The sequence below is a fragment of the Cyanobium gracile PCC 6307 genome (assembly GCF_000316515.1).
Classification (GTDB): domain Bacteria; phylum Cyanobacteriota; class Cyanobacteriia; order PCC-6307; family Cyanobiaceae; genus Cyanobium; species Cyanobium gracile.
The window spans coordinates 465,317-480,991 of record NC_019675.1 but is presented as its reverse complement, the minus strand read 5'-3'; the positions used below and the strand labels follow the sequence as shown (position 1 = coordinate 480,991).

The following is a 15,675-nucleotide window of genomic DNA, read 5'->3' as shown; positions in this document are numbered from 1 at the left end:
TGGGGGCCTGATCGCCTCAGCCGCGCACGCGACGGTAGTGGTGCCAGAGGGAGGGCTGGGCCACCAGCACCGTGACGGCCAGGAGGTGGGAGCGGATGGCGGCGGTGAGGGAAGTGAGGGTGAGGTGGTCCCAGAGCAGGATCAGCTCCACCCGCAGGTCGATCAGGGCCAGCACCAGCAGCACCACCGGCAGCAGGGGCCAGCCGCGGCGGTTCGGTTCGCTGCGGTCGGGGCCCCTCATCGCTTCGAGAACACCGGCAGCAGGGTGGGGGCGATGCCGATGCTCGACCAGCTGCCGACGGCGATGCCCACCGTGAGTGCCACGGCGAACCAGAACAGGGTGCTGCCGCCGAAGAAGATCAGGGCCACCAGGGGCAGCAGGGTGGTGAACGAGGTGTAGAGCGAGCGGGTGAGGGTGGCATCCACGGCTACATCCACCTGATCCACCAGGGGAAGATCACCGAGGGTGCGGCGCTGCTCGCGGATTCGGTCATAGACCACCACCGTGTCATTGACCGAATAGCCGGCGATCGTGATCAGGGAGACGGCGAACAGCGAATCGACCTCGATGCCCTGAAGCAACCCCAGCCAGGCGAACAGTCCGCAGGTGATCAGCACGTCGTGGGCCAGGCACAGCAGGGCCAGCCCCGCGAAGATGCCGCTGTAGCTGAAGGTGATGTAAGCGGAGATCGCCACGAAGCTCACCAGCAGGGAGATGAGGCTGCCGCGCAGCAGTCGGGAGCCGAGGGTGGGCCCGATCGTGTTGACCGAGGTGCCGCTGGAGCGCAGCGGCCCGAACCGGGTGGCCAGGTCGCCGACCAGGGCCGTGCTCTGGTCGGCGTCGAGGGCCGGCAGGCGCAGCAGCAGGGAACGGCCGCCGTCCAGGACCTGCACCGAGGCGCTGCCCAGGCTGGGGGGGCGCTCCCCTTCCGTGGACGGCAGGGTGAGGCGGCTGAGGCCCTCTCGCACCTCGGCGGGGGTGACGGGCTTGCAGGGGGCGCAGTCCCGCTCCACCTGCACCTGGGTGCCGCCGGTGAAGTCGAGGCCGGGCCGCAGGGGGGCCCCGATGGCCGGGTTCAGCCAGCAGAGGGCCAGGCCCAGCAGGCTCAGGCCGCAGGCCAGCCCCGAGCCCAGCCAGGCCAGCCGCCGGTGGCGGTTGATGCGGAAGCGGGGGGAGGGGACGGAGGTCATGGCAGTCATTCAGGCCGCGCCCGCCGGGGCGGCGCCGGCCCGGACGGGCGGCAGCTGGCGGGCGGGAAGGAAGTAGGTGGGACGCCGCAGGGCCGGGTAGCTCATCAGAAGCCGCAGCAGGGTGCGGGTGCAGGTGAGGGAGGTGAACAGGCTGAGCAGCAGGCCGATCGCCAGGGTGACGGCGAAGCCCTTGACCAGGCCGGTGCCGAGGAAGAACAGGGCGGCACAGCTGATCAGGCCGGTGACGTGGCCGTCGATGATCGAGGACAGGGCCAGGGAGAAGCCCGTGTCGATGGAGCGGATCAGGGTGTTGCCGGCCCGCAGCTCCTCCTTGATGCGCTCAAAGATCAGAACGTTGGCATCCACCGCCATCCCCATCGACAGGATGAAACCGGCGATCCCCGGCAGGGTGAGGGTGACGGGAATCAGGGCATAGATGGCCAGGTTGAACAGGGCGTAGAGGCTCAGGGCCAGCACCGCCACCATCCCGGGCAGGCGGTACACCACGGCCATGAACACCGCCACCAGGGCCAGGCCCGACAGGCCGGCCACGAGGCTGGAGCGGATGTTCTCGGCCCCCAGGGACGGGCCGACGGTGCGCACCTCGACGATCTTCACCGGCAGGGGCAGGGAGCCCCCCCGCAGCTGGACCTCCAGGTCGCGGGCCTCCTCGGCGCTGAAGTTGCCGGTGATCGAGGCGGATCCGCCGGTGATGCCGGCCACCTTGAACTGCTCACCGACGCTGGCCTCGCTGATCGAGCGGCCATCGAGGACGATGCCTAGCACCCGGTTGGTGCCGGCGATCGACTGGGTGAGGGCGGCGAACTTCTCACCCCCTTCCCGGTTGAAGCCCAGGGTCACCTCCCAGCCGGTGCCGGTGGCCTGCTGCTGACGGCCGGCGCTGGTGAGGTCCTTGCCGGTGATCAGGGGAGGGCCGTAGAGGACAAGGATGCGGCGATTGGTCTCCCGGAGCAGCAGCTCGAGCTGGTCGACCTCGCTGCTGCCGGCGGGAACCTGGATCCCGAGGGAGGTGAGCGCCTTGGCCAGGTCCTCCGCCGACAGGGAGGACGGTGTCGGTGGCGGTGTTGCCGTGGGGTCGTCGAGGGCGGAGGGGGGCCGCTTGGAGCGCAGCACCGACTCGGCCTGGCGCTTGAGGCCCAGGAGGCCCTGCATTTCCTGCTCGGTGCCGGGCTTCTGGGCCCGGAACTCCAGCAGGGCCGTGCTGCCGAGCACCCGGGCCGCCTGGCTGGGATCCTGTTCGCCCGGCAGCTGCAGCACCAGCTGGTCGCTGCCCACGGCCTGGAGGGTGGATTCGGCCACACCCAGGCCGTTGATGCGGCGCTCCAGCACGTCCTTGACGGCCTCCAGCTGCTCGGCATCCACCCGGCTGATGGCCCCGGCCGGCATCACCTGGAGGGTGAGCTGGCTGCCGCCGCGGAGATCAAGGCCGAGCTGCAGGCCGTAGTTGGCCAGCAGGGCCCCGGAGGCGATGGTGAGGGCGAGGATGAGGGCGAACCAGCCCTGTTGGCGTCCCATCTCAGCGTCGACCCGCCTTCAGATCGTGCGCCGCGGCAACGATCTGGTGGGGCTGAATGATGGTGAGGTTCTCCAGATTGCCGTTGTACGGGGTGGGGATGTCCTGGGAGGAGAGGCGCACCGGCCGGGCATCCAGGTCGTCGAAGCAGTGCTCGGTGATCAGGGCGATCAGTTCGGCGCCGATGCCGCCGGTCTTCATGCACTCCTCCACCACCACCACCTTGTGGGTCTTGCGGATCGAGCGGGCGATGGTCTCCATATCGAAGGGCTTGAGGCTGATCAGGTCGATCAGCTCGACATCGACCCCCTCGGCCTCCAGCTGCTCCACCGCCTTGAGGCAGTGGTGGCGCATGCGGGAATAGGTGAGCATGGTGACGTCCTTGCCTTCACGCACGACCTCGGCCTGGTCGAGGGCGCAGATGTAGTCGCCCTCGGGGATGTCCTCGCTGAGGTTGTAGAGAAGAACGTGCTCGAAGAAGAGCACCGGATTGTTGTCGCGGATGGCGGCCTTCATCAGGCCCTTGGCATTGGTGGGGGTGCTCACCGCCACGATCTTGATGCCGGGCACGGCATGGAAGTAGGCCTCAAGGCGCTGGCTGTGCTCGGCTCCGAGCTGGCGGCCGACGCCGCCGGGCCCGCGCACCACCGCCGGGATCGTGTAGTTACCGCCGCTGGTGTAACGCAGCATCCCCATGTTGTTGGAGATCTGGTTGAAGGCAAGCAGCAGAAAGCCCATGTTCATGCCTTCCACGATCGGCCGCAGGCCGGTCATGGCGGCGCCGACGGCCATGCCGGTGAAGCTGTTCTCGGCGATGGGGGTGTCCAGCACCCGCAGTTCGCCGTACTTCTCGAACAGATCCTTGGTGACCTTGTAAGAGCCGCCGTAGTGGCCCACGTCCTCTCCCATGACACAGACATGGGGGTCGCGGGCCATCTCCTCGTCGATGGCTTCGCGCAAGGCGTTGAACAGAAGAGTTTCAGCCACGGAGCAGGGGCCTGTGCGCGGCCAACCTATCTCAGCCGCCGGCGGCGAAGGTGCTGAGCAGCAGGACCGACAGCAGCATGCCCGGCAGCAGCAGGACCACCAGCAGACCCAGATCGTGGGGTGTCATCGGGGGGAAGGGCGGCTGGTGGGCAGCTTAGGAAGGGGATTCGGCCTCGGCCGACCAAAGGCTGCGGATGAACACCAGGAACAGCCCCAGGCCGATGAAGGCGAAGGTGAAGGTGGCCAGGAAACACATCCCCACCATCAGCGTCTTCATGGCGGTGGCGATGCTCTGGGCGAAGGCCGAGTCGAAGTGGGGCGGGTGGGTCACGTACCAGCCCACCACCCGCTGGCTCACCCCCAGGCTCAGCCAGGCCAGCAGGCCGCTGGTGATGGCACCGGAGAGGAAGCTGAGGGGTCCCTTGCGCGGCGGCGGGGCGGGGCGTTCGTCGGTCATGGTGCGGATCCATCCGTCACCAGGCTGACACCGGATCCGCCGCAGCGGCAGCACCAGGTGTCGAAGCCCAGGGCCTCCAGCGGCTCCGCCAGGGCCTCCCGGGCCGCCTCCGCCGTGGCCAGATCCGGGTGCAGCGCGAACAGACTCGGCCCCGAGCCGCTCATCGCGACGGCCAGGGCCCCCGGGCCACTGCGCAGCAGCTCGAGGCCAGCGCGGATGCTCTCCACCTCCGGCTCCACCACCGCCTGCAGGTCATTGCGCAGGTGGGGCAGCGGGCCCCGGCCGGCCAGGGCCGCCACCAGGGGGCCCTGACGCAGGGCCTGGCGCCGCTGTTCGAAGTCCTCCTCGGCGTCGAGGTAGAAATCGCCCCGCAGGTCCCGGCAGCGGCCGTAGGCCCAGGGGGTGGAGACGCTGGCCTGGGGATGCTTGATCAGCAGCAGCGCCTGGCCGGGCGCCCCTGCCGCCGGGACGGGCTCGAGCCGCTCCCCGCGGCCGAAGCAGAGCTGGGTGCCGCCCTCCAGGCAGAAGGGCATGTCCGATCCCAGCTCGGCCGCCAGGCCATGCAGCCGCTCGCGGCCCAGGGCCAGGCCCCAGAGGGCGTCGAGGCCTGCCAGGGCGGCGGCCCCATCGCTCGAGCCCCCTGCCAGGCCGGCGCCGATGGGGATGCGCTTGTGCAGCGTGATGTCCACCCCCAGTTCCGGCAGGCCCACCCGGGAGCGCAGCAGCTCGGCCGCCCTGACGATCAGGTTGGTGCCGTCGCTGGGCAGCTCGCGGCTGTCGCTGCGCAGCCGGATCGTGTCGTCGGCGGTGGTGCGCAGCACCATCGTGTCGGCCAGGTCGATGCTCTGCATCACCATCGCCAGCTCGTGGTAGCCGTCCGGCCGTAGACCCAGCACCTCCAGGTGCAGGTTGATCTTGGCGGGGGCCCGCACCGTCACATCTGCCATCGGGATCACGCTCCGCCGGGGTCGGCGCTCGACGCCCGATTCAAGCCGGTGGCGAGGGCCAGCCAGCGCTCGGGCCCCAGCTCCTGGGGCCGCTGCTGCAGATCGACACCGGCGGCGGCGGCCACCTCCAGCAGCTGGGGCGCCGGCAGCAGGCCCGCCAGGGTGGTGCGCAGCATCTTGCGCCGTCCGGCGAAGCAGCGGGTCAGCAGCCGCTCCACCGCCAGGGCCTGGTCCCGCGGCGGCAGGGACTCCGGCGGGACGGGTTCGATCACGATCACCTCCGAGGTGACCTTCGGCGGCGGGGAGAAGCAGCGGGGCGGCACCGGGCAGATGCTGCTGCAGCGGGCCAGCAGCTGCAGACGCACGCTGAGGGCCGAAAAGGCGCTGGAGCCCGGCCGGGCCCGGATCCGCTGGCCCACCTCCTGCTGCACCAGCAGAACCAGGCGCTCGAAGCGGCAGGGGGCGGTCCGGCCCAGGCGCCCCACCAGCAGCTCTAGCAGCGGTCCGGTGATGTTGTAAGGGATGTTGGCGACCACCTTGGTCGGCGCGGGACTGTCGGGGAACGGCAGCGCCAGCTCCAGCACGTCCCCCTCGATCAGGGTGAAGCGCCCGTCGCCCACGAACCGCTGCCGCAGGCCCGCCACCAGGTCCCGGTCCAGTTCCACCGCCAGCAGCGAGGCCGCCGGCGAGGCCAGCAGCCGTTCGGTCAGGGCGCCCCGGCCCGGGCCGACCTCCAGCACGTGGTCGTCGCTCCGCAGGTCGGCGGCGGCGACGATGCGATCGAGGACCTGACCATCGGTGAGCCAGTGCTGCCCGAAGCGCTTACGGGCCCGGTGGCCGCTGAAGGTCATGGAGGCGCCGGCAGGTCTCCCCAGATTGCAGCGCCGTCCGGCCTGGCTAGAGGTGGAGCAGCGTTTCGCCCTCCCCGCCATGGCCCGTGGATTCCGACTGAGCGACGCCCGACTGAGCGACGCCAGGCGCAGCGGCCCCCTGCTGGCGGGGCCCCTGCTGGCCGGTGCGCTGGTGGCCGGTGCGCTGGCCGCCGTGGTGGCCCTGCCGGCGGGTCCCGCCCGGGCCGGCAGCGTCACCGCCGAATCGATCTTCGACCGTCAGGCGACCCGGCAGCAGGCCAGGAGCCAGGTGCCCAAGGGCGCCACGGTCACCCGCACCGTCTGCGAGGACCTGGAGGTGGGTCTGGACAACACCCGCTACCGCTGCACCGTGTATTACACGATCACGCCGGCCCCGACCCCGGCCGCCACGCCGGCCACAGCCGCCCCGGCCCCCGCCCAGCCCTGAGGCTCCTTCTCCCCCGCCGGAGCGGCGGGCCTTCGGAGGTTCGCTTCAGTCCCCCAGACGGACCCATCGCACCGGAGCCCGGGCAGGCGGCAACGGCACCAGGGCCGCCACCTGCTCCACCGGCGTCCGCTGCCAGCGGGGGTGGGCCGCCAGCCAGCAGTCCCAGGCCCGCGCCAGCCGCCGGCGCTTCTGCCAGCGCAGGGCCGCCGTTCCGCTGCCGTCCAGGCTGCCGGCGCGACGCCCCTTCACCTCCACCAGAAGCAGGCGTCCCGGCTTCCGGACGATGAGGTCGAGTTCCCCCCAGCGACAGCGCCAGTTGCGCTCCAGCAGCTCCCAGCCGCGCAGCCGCAGCAGCCGGAGCACCCGCTGCTCCGCCCAGGCGCCGTCTCGCTGGGCGGCGCTGCGGCAGCGGGCGGGGCCGGGGGCCATGGGCAGGGGATCCTCTGCCCCAGGGTTCCCGGTGGCCGCCACCCCCTGCGGGTGGCGGCGAGCAGACCCTCAGAACCAGTGATGCGGGTAGCGGCGGCCAGGAATCAGCCAGCCGAAGCCCAGGGCCACCAGCAGCAGCACCAGGGAACCGGACAGGACCGGCGCGACGACGTACGACGGCCCGGCGTGAAGCAGCACCCCGAGCAGGGCGACGGCGCCGGCGGGGGGATGGAGGCAGCGCAGCAGCTGTCCGGCGGCGATCGCCAGCGCCACCGCCAGCCCCATCACCCAGGGAGCCGTCCCCAGCCAGGCGACGCAGACCACGCTCGCCAGGGCGGCCAGCCCATTGCCCAGCAGCAGATTGCGGGGCTGGGCCAGGGGGCTCTGCGGATGCCCGAACAGCAGCACGCTGGAGGCCCCCAGGGGGGCGGCGACCAGCGGATAGCGGCTGGCGGCGCTGATCAGGCCCAGCAGCGTGATGGCGACCAGGGCACCGGTCCAGGAGAGGAGCACCTCGGTGGGCCGGAAGCTGGGCTGAAAGGCCCGCCCCTTGCGCCTCTGGGACTGGATCAGGGGGAAGAGGAAGGCCAGAGCCATGGCCAAACTGTATCGGATCTAACCATTCACGGCCCACCAAGTGCCGGCTCCGAGTGTGGCTCAGTAGTACCGGCGCGGGTTCTGGCTGATGGCCAGCTGCACCTCCAGCAGGAACAGCAGCAGGCCCACGATCATGGCGCCCATGGCCGCCACGAACAGGGGGACCACGATGGCCGTGACATCAAGGGCCGCCACCGCGCTGATGAACAGCACCGCCACCACCGCGGCCACCAGCAGGGCGGTGACGGTGACCGCCAGGATCGCCCGGTTGATCAGGAAGGTGCGGCGCCGCTGCACCGCCAGCACCAGCTCCAGCCGCTCCCCGTCCTCCGGATTGGGTTCCGGCTGCGCCCGGCACTTCGCCAGGGCCTCCTGCAGGACGCGGGTGCGGTCGATGATCCGTGCCAGCCGGGAGCTGAACAGGCTCAGCAGCCCGGTGACGCCGGTGAACAGGAACACCGGCGCCACCGACAGCTGGATCGCCTTGGAGAGCCCCGCCACCGAGCGCCCATCGCCGATGTCGATGGACAGCAGCAGGGGGACGCTCCAGACCATCCCGGGGATCCCCTCAGGCCTCCGGTGCGATCTGGCTCTGGAGCAGGGCCTCCAGCTCCTGTTCGGAGAGCGGGGCCGAGAGCTGGTACCCCTGGCCGTGACGACAGCCAAGGGTGAGCAGCATCTGCCGCTGCCGAGAGCGTTCCACCCCCTCCACGACCACCATGATCCCGGTGGCGTCACTGAGCCGGATCACCGCGCTGAGCATGGCCTGCTGCAGCTGGTCGTAATCGATCGCGGAGATCAGGCTCCGGTCGATCTTGACCTCGCTGAAGGGCAGCTCGGTGAGCCGCTGCAGGCCGGAATAGCCGGTGCCGAAATCATCCATGGCCAGCGCGAACCCCTGCCGCCTCAGATCCCGCAGCTGGTCGGCCACGTGGGTGGACATCTCCAGGATGCTGCCTTCGGTGAGCTCCAGAACGATGCGGTCGGGCGTCAGCTGGTGGCGTTCCAGGGCCATCAGCAGGTCGCTGCTCCAGGTCGGGTCCTGCACCTGCAGCGGCGAGACGTTCACGCAGATCCTGCCGAGCTGCAGCCCGGCCAGGTCCCAGCGGTGCAGGGCCTCGAACGCCCGCTCCATCACCCAGCGTCCCAGGGAGGAGATCTGGGCCGTGGCCTCGGCCACGTCGATGAAGTCGGCGGGAGACTGGCGCCCCAGCACCGGGTCATCCCAGCGGCAGAGCACCTCGGCGGCGATCACCCGGCCGGATTCCAGCTCGATGATCGGCTGGAAGGCCAGCTCCAGCTGCTCCTGCTCGATCGCCAGGGCGAGCGGACGGGCCAGGAGCTCCTGCAGCTGGACCGACCGCTCCACCGGCGCCGCGATGCAGCAGCTGGGGAAGGGCTGGCGATGGGTTTCCTCCAGCGCCCGGGTGGCGGCATCCAGCAGCAGTGGGAACTCGCTGCCGTCATCGGGAGCGCGGCTGATGCCCACGTTCAGCGACGGCTCGATGACGTGCTCCAGCACCGTGGTGGGGCTCTTCAGACTGGCCAGCAGCCCGCCGGCCATGTCGCGCACCGCGTCGATGCCCATCGCTCCCGGCACCAGGGCCAGCAGGCGGTCACCCCCCTGGCGGGAGAAGAATCCCCCGGCCGGAAGGGCTGCCTCGAGGCGGTGGGCGATCTCCTCGATCAGGGCCTCGCAGGCGGCGATGCCCAGCCGGCCGCGGACCAGGTCGAGCTGCAGCACCTGCAGATGCAGCAGCACGGCACCGTCCGCATAGCGGTCGGCCACCAGGCCATCCAGATCCGCCAGGTTCACCCGCTGGTCGAGCAGCTCCAGCAGGCACCAGACCGGCCCCGGCCCGACGCCGGAGGGCAGGCGGCTGAGGAACAGGGGAATCGCCGCATCGGCCTGCGGCACACCGACCAGATCACTGCGCAGGGTCGCTGCGCTCCCCGCCAGCAGCGGTGCCACGTCGGCGGCACAGAGCTCCTGCAGGGACCGCTGGCGCAGCGTCGCCGGCTCCAGCCCCGAACGCCGGCAGAAGGCCCCGTTGGCCGCCAGGATCGCCCCCTGTCCATCGGCCAGGGCCGCCGGCCGCTCGATCCTCTCCAGCAGGCCCTCGATCGCCCCGGCCCCCGCCTCGTCGACGTGGCTCACCATCGCGTCTCCGGGCTGTGGGGCCAGCGACTGGCCCCTGATCGCCGGAAGTCCCTGGGCTGGAAGTCCCTGGTCATCAATGGTTGCGGAGATCGAACGGGCCGCCGTTGCGGTCCTGCTTCACGCTAGTCGCCCTGTCACCATCGGCACCCCTCCCAGGGCCTTGGAGCGGCGTGGAGCCCTTGCCTAGGCTGGCCTTCTCCGCTTCATCGCCGATGACGCGCCCCCTCTCTCTGCCACTCTCCTTGCCCAGGTTCCCGGGCCTGCTGCTGGCCCTGCTGCTGGCCCTGCTGCTGGATGGCCTGCTGCTGCTGGCCCGTCCCATGCCGGTGGCGGCGGCGATGGACTACGCCAAGCAGGTGCTGATCGGGGCCGATTTCCACGGCGCCGACCTGCGCGGCGTCACCTTCAACCTCACCAACCTGCGCGACGCCGATCTCTCGGGGGCCGACCTGCGCGGCGCCAGCCTGTTCGGCGCCAAGCTCCAGGACGCCGACCTCAGCGGCAGCGACCTGCGGGACGCCACCCTGGATTCCGCCGTGTTCGAGGGCACCGACCTGCGCAATGCCCGCCTCGACGACGCCTTCGCCTTCAACACCAAGTTCCGTGGGGTGCTCATCGACGGCGCCGATTTCACCAACGTGCCCCTGCGCGGTGATGCCCTCACCAGCCTCTGTGCCGCCGCCAGCGGCACCAATCCCGTCACGGGCCGGCTCACCCGCGACACACTGAACTGCAGCTGAGTCCGCCCCGATGAGCTTCGATGCCCGCAGCCGCGAGCGGCTGGAGGCCCTGGGCCGCCAGCTGCCCCGCCCGCTGCCCGCCCCGCCGCCCCCCACCCCGGCCGCCGGCGCCCCTGCCCCCGGGTCCTCGGCGCTTGAGCGTCGCCATCCGGTGGAGACCGAGCAGGACCCCCAGAAGCTGTTCCGCGCCCTGATGAACGTCAGCGCCGACGGCAGCGTGCCCCCCCATCTGCTGGAGCGCCTGCGGCAGCTGGAGACGCCTCCCGCCGCCAGCGCCCCCCCTCCCGGGGCGCCCGGCGCCCGAAACGGCGAGCCGGGCAGGGAGCCCACCGGCGCCGACGCCTCCCCCGGGACCGCCTCCCGCCGTCCCGCCCAGACCCCCCGGAGCGGGGCGACGCGGCGACCCCCGGCCGACGACACCGAACGGGAGCTCTACACCGCCTTCCAGCAGCTGCTGCTTGAGGACGGGGACTGACCAGTACATCCGTACTAGAGTGAAGCCTGCCGCCCGGGGCCCGTGCCCGATCCCCACCACCCCGACCTGCACCCCCCGGCCGACCCCCGGCCCGGCGGGGACGGCCCCGGGGTCGACCTCAACGCCCAGCTGAACCTCCACCCCGACCGCAGCCTGCTGCTGCGCGTCTGCGGTGACTCGATGGTCGGTGCCGGCATCCGCCACGGTGATCTGCTCGTCGTGGATCGGGGGGTCGCTCCCCGCTCCGGCCGCATCGTGGTGGCCCTGCTGGAGGGGGGGTTCACCCTCAAGCGCCTGGTCCGCCGGGGGCCGCGCTGGTGGCTGGAGGCGGCCAACCCCGCCTACCCGCCCCTGGCCCTCGGCGGCAGCGACGACGACCGCCTCTGGGGCGTGGCCCTGCACGTGATCCGTTCGCTGCCGGGAGGTCGATGGCCCAGGCCACAGTCCTGATCGACGGCAACAACTTCTACGCGTCCTGCGAGGCGGCCCTCGATCCCACCGTGATCGGCAAACCCCTGGTGGTGCTCTCCAACAACGACGGCTGCATCGTCTCCCGCAGCGCCGAGGCCCGCGCCATGGGCATTCCCATGGGCACCCCCTGGTTCCAGGTGCGCCACGACCTGGAACGCCGCGGCGTGGTGGTGCGCAGTTCCAACTACGGCCTCTACGCCGACATGAGCCAGCGGCTGATGGCCAGCCTCGAAGCCTGGGTGGAGGAGCTGGAGGTCTATTCCATCGACGAGGCCTTCGGCCGCCTGCACCGCCCGCCCGGCGACGGCGACCTCACCGCCTGGGGGAAAGACCTGCGCCGCCAGGTGCGCCGCCAGCTGGGCCTGCCGGTGGCGGTGGGCATCGCCCCCACCAAGGTGCTGGCCAAGATCGCCAACCGCATCGCCAAGCGCGACCCCTCCCATGGCGGCGTGTTCGATCTGGGCCAGGCGGGGGATCCGGGCCCCTGGCTGGAGGCCATCGCCATCGAGGACGTCTGGGGCATCGGCCGCAAACTGTCCCGCTGGTGCCGCCTGCGGGGCATCGCCAACGCCCGGGCCCTGCGCGACAGGCCGAGCGGCGAACTGCGGCACCGCTGTGGCGTGGTGGGGGTGCGCCTGCAGCAGGAGCTGCGCGGCCACAGCTGCCTGCCCCTGGTGGCCGTACCGCCGGCGAAGCAGGAAACCTGCGTCAGCCGCAGCTTCAGCGAGCCGGTCACCAGCCTCGAGGGCCTGCGGCAGGCGATCGCCACCTACCTCAGCCGGGCCTGTGAGAAGCTGCGCCGCCAGGGGCAGCGGGCGGGCAGCGTCACCGTGTTCGTGCGCAGCAGCCCCTTCAACGGCACCCGCTTCTACGCCAACGCCGCCACCGCCCGTCTGCCGCTGCCCAGCAACGACACCGCCGTGCTGCTCGCCGCCGCCCTGCCCCTGGCCGAGCGGCTGTTCCGGCCCCACAAGCCGCTGCAGAAGGCGGGTGTGCTGCTGCAGGATCTGCAGCCGGTGGAACTGCTGCAGCACCATCTGCTGGTGCCGCTGCCTCCCGAGCAGCAGCGGCGGCGCGAGGCCCTGATGGCCGCCGTCGACGGCCTCAACCGCCGTTATGGCAGCGGCACGGTGCAGTGGGCCGCCTGCGGCCTGCGGCCCCGCTGGACGATGCGCCGCTCGCGCCTGTCCCGGGCGGCCACCACCCGCCTGAGCGATGTGCCGGTGGTGCGGGCCTGAGGCCCTCAGGGGCGCTCGAAGAGGCTGGCGACCTGGTCGCGGCCGTTGCCCTTGGCCAGCTCAAGGGCCCGCTCGGCCCGCAGGATCAGGTCGGGGAAGCCGTGATCCTGGGGGGCCAGGGCGGTAAGGCCGCCACTGATGTGCAGGCGGAAGTCGGAATGGGTGTACACGCCGGGCAGATGGGCGACGGCGGTGCGGAGGGCCTCCGCCAGGGCCATCGCCTGATCCGCGGCGATGTCCACCAGCAGCAGGGCGAACGCACCATCGCCGACGCGGGCGGCGAAGTCCTGCTCCTGCAGGAAGGTGCGGGCCAGCTGGACCAGATCGGCCAGCACCCGGTCGCCGGCGGCGTGGCCCCAGCGGTTGTTGATCAGCCGCAGATTGTCGACATCGAAGAGCAGCAGCGACAGGGGGTGCTGATCGCGGCGGGCCCGGGCGAACTCCCGCTCGCCGATGGTCAGGAAGGTGTGGCGGGTGGGCAGGCCGGTGACCGGGCAGAGGTGGGCGAGTCGCCGCAGTTCCAGCTCCCGCATGGCCAGCTGGGCCAGACGGTGCAGCACGGCGCGCTGCTCGGCGCTGAGGTCCCGGGGCTCCCGGTCGATGACGCAGAGGGTGCCGAGGTTGTGGCCCTCCGGCGTCTGCAGCGGCGCACCGGCATAGAAGCGGATGTGGGGATCGGCGAAGACCAGGGGGTTGCTGCGAAAGCGCTCGTCGGCGCGGGCATCGGGCACCACCAACACGTCGTCGTGGACGATGGCGTGGGCGCAGAAGGCCATCTCACGGGGGGTTTCCCGCACATCAAGGCCCCGGCTGGCCAGGAACCACTGACGGTCGGCCTCCACCAGGGAGATGGCGACGATGGGCGTCCGGAAGAGGGCGGCGGCCAGATCCAGGATCCGCTCGAAGTGCTCATCGCTATCGGCCTCGAGGAGGCCGTAGCGCTCAAGGTCGCGGAGCCGCTGGTCCTCATCGGGGGGGACGGGAAAGGCCGGATATGACGCCATGGGTCCTCGCCTCCAACAAAACTGTAGGCAGAACGGCTGGCGGCGAGTGGATTCCGGCCTCAGGCGGCCGGGGCGGTGAGGGTCTCCTCGTAGCCGGCGCGGCGGCCGTCATCCAGCTGATTCAGGTAGCGGCGTTCGGCGTAGTAGGCCTCCTGGAAACGCAGGGCGTCGCCGTTGAGCGCATCAAAGAGATCGTGGATGCGGGTCTCCATGTCGAGGCCGGCGCCGGCCGCCGGGGGGGCGACCGCCGGCGGGGGAGCGTCACGCTCCTCCTCCAGCAGCCGGGCGATGCACTGCTCGAGGGTCTGGAGGCGCTGGCTCGACCAGGCATCGAGCAGGTGACGGCAGCGGCGCAGCACCCGCTGGCGCTCCAGCGACGCCGTGGCCCCCCGCAGCTGCAGCGGTGGGTGGGCCAGGGCCAGCCGCTGCACCTCGCTGGGCTCCAGCAGGGGGGTGAGGCGACCGAGCAGGGCGCTCTGCTCCACCAGCAGCCGGTCGCCCAGCAGGCGGGGCAGATCGAGGTCGGCCAGGTCCAGCCCCGGATCGGTGCCCCGGTTGACGGCCTCGAGCCGGCCGGCCCCCAGGTTGTCCTCCTCCAGCTCCCCGATCGCGGCCCAGAGCTGGCGGTGGTGCTGGAGGGCGAAGTCATCGAGCTCCCGGCGCCGCAGCTCGGCGCGGATCACGCCGCGCCAGGCGGGGCAGTGCAGATAGAGGCGCAGGATCTCCGCCTCGGCCCGCTCCCGGTGGCCCACCTCCCCGGGTTGCTCCCATCGGGCCGAGCGGCCATGCCAGCGCTGGCCCTTGACCTGCTGGCGCAGGTCCTCCTCCAGCTGGATGGCCAGCCGGGCCTGACCGCCCGAGAGGCGCTCCGCCACCTGCTGTAGGTAGTGGCTGCGCACGGCCGACTGGGGCAGCTTGCCCAGCAGCTGCACCAGTCCGGAGACAGCCTGCTGGAACTGGTCGGCGCGGGCCAGATCCTTGCCTTCGAGCACCTGCTCGATCTGCCAGTCGAGCCAGAGGGGGGCCTGGTCCAGCAGGGAGCGGTACTCTCCCGGGCCGTGCTGCTGGAGAAACTCGTCGGGGTCCTTGCCGGCGGGCAGGTGCAGCACCCGTAGTTCCAGCTGGCCCTGCAGCGCCAGCTGCTCCACCTCGCCGATGGCCCGCTGGGCGGCCCGGATGCCCGCCCCGTCGCTGTCGAAGTTGAGGATCAGGCGCCGGCTGTCGCAGCAGCGGCACAGCTGGGTGATCTGGCTGGAGCTGAGGGCCGTGCCGAGGGCGGCCACCGCATTGGTGATGCCGGCGGCGTGCAGGGCGATCACGTCGAAGTAGCCCTCCACCACCACGGCCCGGTCATCGCGACGGATGGCGTCGGCGGCCCGATCCAGCCCGAACAGGTGCTTGCCCTTCTCGAACACCTCCGTTTCCGGGGAATTGAGGTATTTCGGCTCGGCCCCGTCCAGCCCCCGGCCGCCGAAGCCGATCACCCGGCCCTGGCGGTCGCGGATCGGCACCATCACCCGGTCGCGGAAGCGGTCGTAGAAGCCGCCGCCCCCCTTGCGGGCCACCACCAGGCCGGCCGCCTCCAACAGGTCGGGGCCGAGGCCCTCCACCTGCTGGAGGTGCTGCAGCAGGCCGTCCCAGCCGGCCGGGGCATAGCCGAGCTGGAACGCCTCGAGGGTGGTCTCGCTGAGGCCGCGGCTCTGGCGCAGGTAGGTGAGGGCCGCCGCCCCCTCCGACGAGCGCAGCTGGCCCTGGAACCAGCCCGCCGCCAGGGCCAGCACCCGGTGCAGCCGGTCGCGGCGGGAGAGCTGCTGGCGCAGGCGCTCCTGCTGGGGACCGTCGAGGGTCTCAACCGGCAGCTGGTACTTGCGGGCCAGATCCAGCACCACCTCGCTGAAGCTGGTGCGCTGCAGCTCCATCAGGAACTTGATGGCGTTGCCGCCGGCCCCGCAGGAGAAGCAGTAATAGAACTGCTTGGCGGGCGACACCGTCATCGACGGGGATGTGTCGTCGTGGAACGGGCAGATCCCAACGAATTCACGGCCCTTCTTCTTGAGCACCACGTGCTCCCCCACTACATCGACGATGTCGGCCCGCTCCTTGACGGCCTCGATCGTGCGGGGGTGGAGACGGGGAAGGTTCAAG

18 protein-coding genes are annotated in these 15,675 nt (G+C 71.4%); 5 read left to right on the top strand and 13 right to left on the bottom strand.

The window, feature by feature from the left end:
* Nucleotides 1–16: 16 nt before the first annotated feature.
* From CYAGR_RS02125 to rsmA, 7 genes are all read right to left on the bottom strand, one after another.
* A complete protein-coding gene (locus tag CYAGR_RS02125) occupies nucleotides 17–241 on the bottom strand; it encodes a hypothetical protein (protein WP_015108115.1) in 225 nt (74 codons plus the stop codon).
* Entirely contained in the window at nucleotides 238–1,191 is a 954-nt protein-coding gene (gene secF / locus CYAGR_RS02120; protein ID WP_015108114.1) for a protein translocase subunit SecF, read from the bottom strand. Before secF ends, CYAGR_RS02125 begins: the two co-directional genes overlap by 4 nt.
* 9 nt (nucleotides 1,192–1,200) lie before the next feature.
* A complete protein-coding gene (gene secD, locus CYAGR_RS02115; RefSeq protein ID WP_015108113.1) occupies nucleotides 1,201–2,727 on the bottom strand; it encodes a protein translocase subunit SecD in 1,527 nt (508 codons plus the stop codon).
* 1 nt (nucleotide 2,728) lies between these two features.
* The gene (locus CYAGR_RS02110) at nucleotides 2,729–3,712 is read right to left on the bottom strand and encodes a pyruvate dehydrogenase complex E1 component subunit beta (RefSeq protein WP_015108112.1); all 984 of its coding nucleotides are present in this window, start codon (nucleotides 3,710–3,712) and stop codon (nucleotides 2,729–2,731) included.
* A 154-nt stretch (nucleotides 3,713–3,866) separates the two neighbouring features.
* On the bottom strand, nucleotides 3,867–4,169 hold the full coding sequence (locus CYAGR_RS02105; protein WP_015108110.1) for a DUF3082 domain-containing protein: 303 nt from the start codon (nucleotides 4,167–4,169) through the stop codon (nucleotides 3,867–3,869).
* Nucleotides 4,166–5,116: a 4-(cytidine 5'-diphospho)-2-C-methyl-D-erythritol kinase gene (gene ispE, locus CYAGR_RS02100; RefSeq protein WP_015108109.1), complete on the bottom strand. Its 951-nt coding sequence runs from the start codon at nucleotides 5,114–5,116 to the stop codon at nucleotides 4,166–4,168. Before ispE ends, CYAGR_RS02105 begins: the two co-directional genes overlap by 4 nt.
* A gap of 5 nt (nucleotides 5,117–5,121) precedes the next feature.
* The gene (rsmA, locus tag CYAGR_RS02095; RefSeq protein WP_015108108.1) at nucleotides 5,122–5,967 is read right to left on the bottom strand and encodes a 16S rRNA (adenine(1518)-N(6)/adenine(1519)-N(6))-dimethyltransferase RsmA; all 846 of its coding nucleotides are present in this window, start codon (nucleotides 5,965–5,967) and stop codon (nucleotides 5,122–5,124) included.
* A 25-nt stretch (nucleotides 5,968–5,992) separates the two neighbouring features.
* On the opposite strand from rsmA, the gene CYAGR_RS18800 reads away from it, so the two are divergent.
* Nucleotides 5,993–6,415 carry a hypothetical protein gene (locus CYAGR_RS18800; RefSeq protein WP_015108107.1) on the top strand — a complete coding sequence of 141 codons (423 nt, stop codon included), beginning with the start codon at nucleotides 5,993–5,995 and terminating at the stop codon, nucleotides 6,413–6,415.
* Nucleotides 6,416–6,460: 45 nt separating this feature from the next.
* Here CYAGR_RS18800 and CYAGR_RS02085 read toward each other — a convergent pair whose 3' ends face one another.
* From CYAGR_RS02085 to CYAGR_RS02070, 4 genes are all read right to left on the bottom strand, one after another.
* Nucleotides 6,461–6,844 carry a YraN family protein gene (locus tag CYAGR_RS02085; RefSeq protein WP_015108106.1) on the bottom strand — a complete coding sequence of 128 codons (384 nt, stop codon included), beginning with the start codon at nucleotides 6,842–6,844 and terminating at the stop codon, nucleotides 6,461–6,463.
* Between the two features lie 69 nt (nucleotides 6,845–6,913).
* Nucleotides 6,914–7,441: an HPP family protein gene (locus CYAGR_RS02080; RefSeq protein ID WP_015108105.1), complete on the bottom strand. Its 528-nt coding sequence runs from the start codon at nucleotides 7,439–7,441 to the stop codon at nucleotides 6,914–6,916.
* 60 nt (nucleotides 7,442–7,501) lie between these two features.
* Nucleotides 7,502–7,996, bottom strand: coding sequence for a DUF2721 domain-containing protein (locus tag CYAGR_RS02075; RefSeq protein WP_015108104.1), 495 nt, complete (start codon nucleotides 7,994–7,996; stop codon nucleotides 7,502–7,504).
* 13 nt (nucleotides 7,997–8,009) lie between these two features.
* On the bottom strand, nucleotides 8,010–9,602 hold the full coding sequence (locus tag CYAGR_RS02070) for a putative bifunctional diguanylate cyclase/phosphodiesterase (RefSeq protein WP_015108103.1): 1,593 nt from the start codon (nucleotides 9,600–9,602) through the stop codon (nucleotides 8,010–8,012).
* A gap of 212 nt (nucleotides 9,603–9,814) precedes the next feature.
* Between CYAGR_RS02070 and CYAGR_RS02065 the strand changes: the two genes are divergently transcribed.
* Genes CYAGR_RS02065 through CYAGR_RS02050 form a run of 4 tightly spaced genes read left to right on the top strand, consistent with a single transcriptional unit; the run spans nucleotide 9,815 to nucleotide 12,526 of the window.
* Nucleotides 9,815–10,342, top strand: coding sequence for a pentapeptide repeat-containing protein (locus CYAGR_RS02065; RefSeq protein WP_015108102.1), 528 nt, complete (start codon nucleotides 9,815–9,817; stop codon nucleotides 10,340–10,342).
* 10 nt (nucleotides 10,343–10,352) lie between these two features.
* Complete coding sequence (locus tag CYAGR_RS02060) at nucleotides 10,353–10,817, top strand: hypothetical protein (protein WP_015108101.1); 465 nt, start codon at nucleotides 10,353–10,355, stop codon at nucleotides 10,815–10,817.
* A gap of 42 nt (nucleotides 10,818–10,859) precedes the next feature.
* A complete protein-coding gene (locus tag CYAGR_RS02055) occupies nucleotides 10,860–11,267 on the top strand; it encodes a LexA family protein (RefSeq protein WP_015108100.1) in 408 nt (135 codons plus the stop codon).
* Complete coding sequence (locus CYAGR_RS02050; protein ID WP_015108099.1) at nucleotides 11,246–12,526, top strand: Y-family DNA polymerase; 1,281 nt, start codon at nucleotides 11,246–11,248, stop codon at nucleotides 12,524–12,526. The genes CYAGR_RS02055 and CYAGR_RS02050 overlap by 22 nt, the downstream gene beginning before the upstream one ends.
* A gap of 5 nt (nucleotides 12,527–12,531) precedes the next feature.
* On the opposite strand, the gene CYAGR_RS02045 is transcribed toward CYAGR_RS02050, so the two are convergent.
* Nucleotides 12,532–13,530: a GGDEF domain-containing protein gene (locus tag CYAGR_RS02045; protein ID WP_015108098.1), complete on the bottom strand. Its 999-nt coding sequence runs from the start codon at nucleotides 13,528–13,530 to the stop codon at nucleotides 12,532–12,534.
* Nucleotides 13,531–13,589: 59 nt separating this feature from the next.
* Complete coding sequence (dnaG, locus tag CYAGR_RS02040) at nucleotides 13,590–15,674, bottom strand: DNA primase (protein WP_015108097.1); 2,085 nt, start codon at nucleotides 15,672–15,674, stop codon at nucleotides 13,590–13,592.
* Nucleotide 15,675 lies beyond the last annotated feature (1 nt).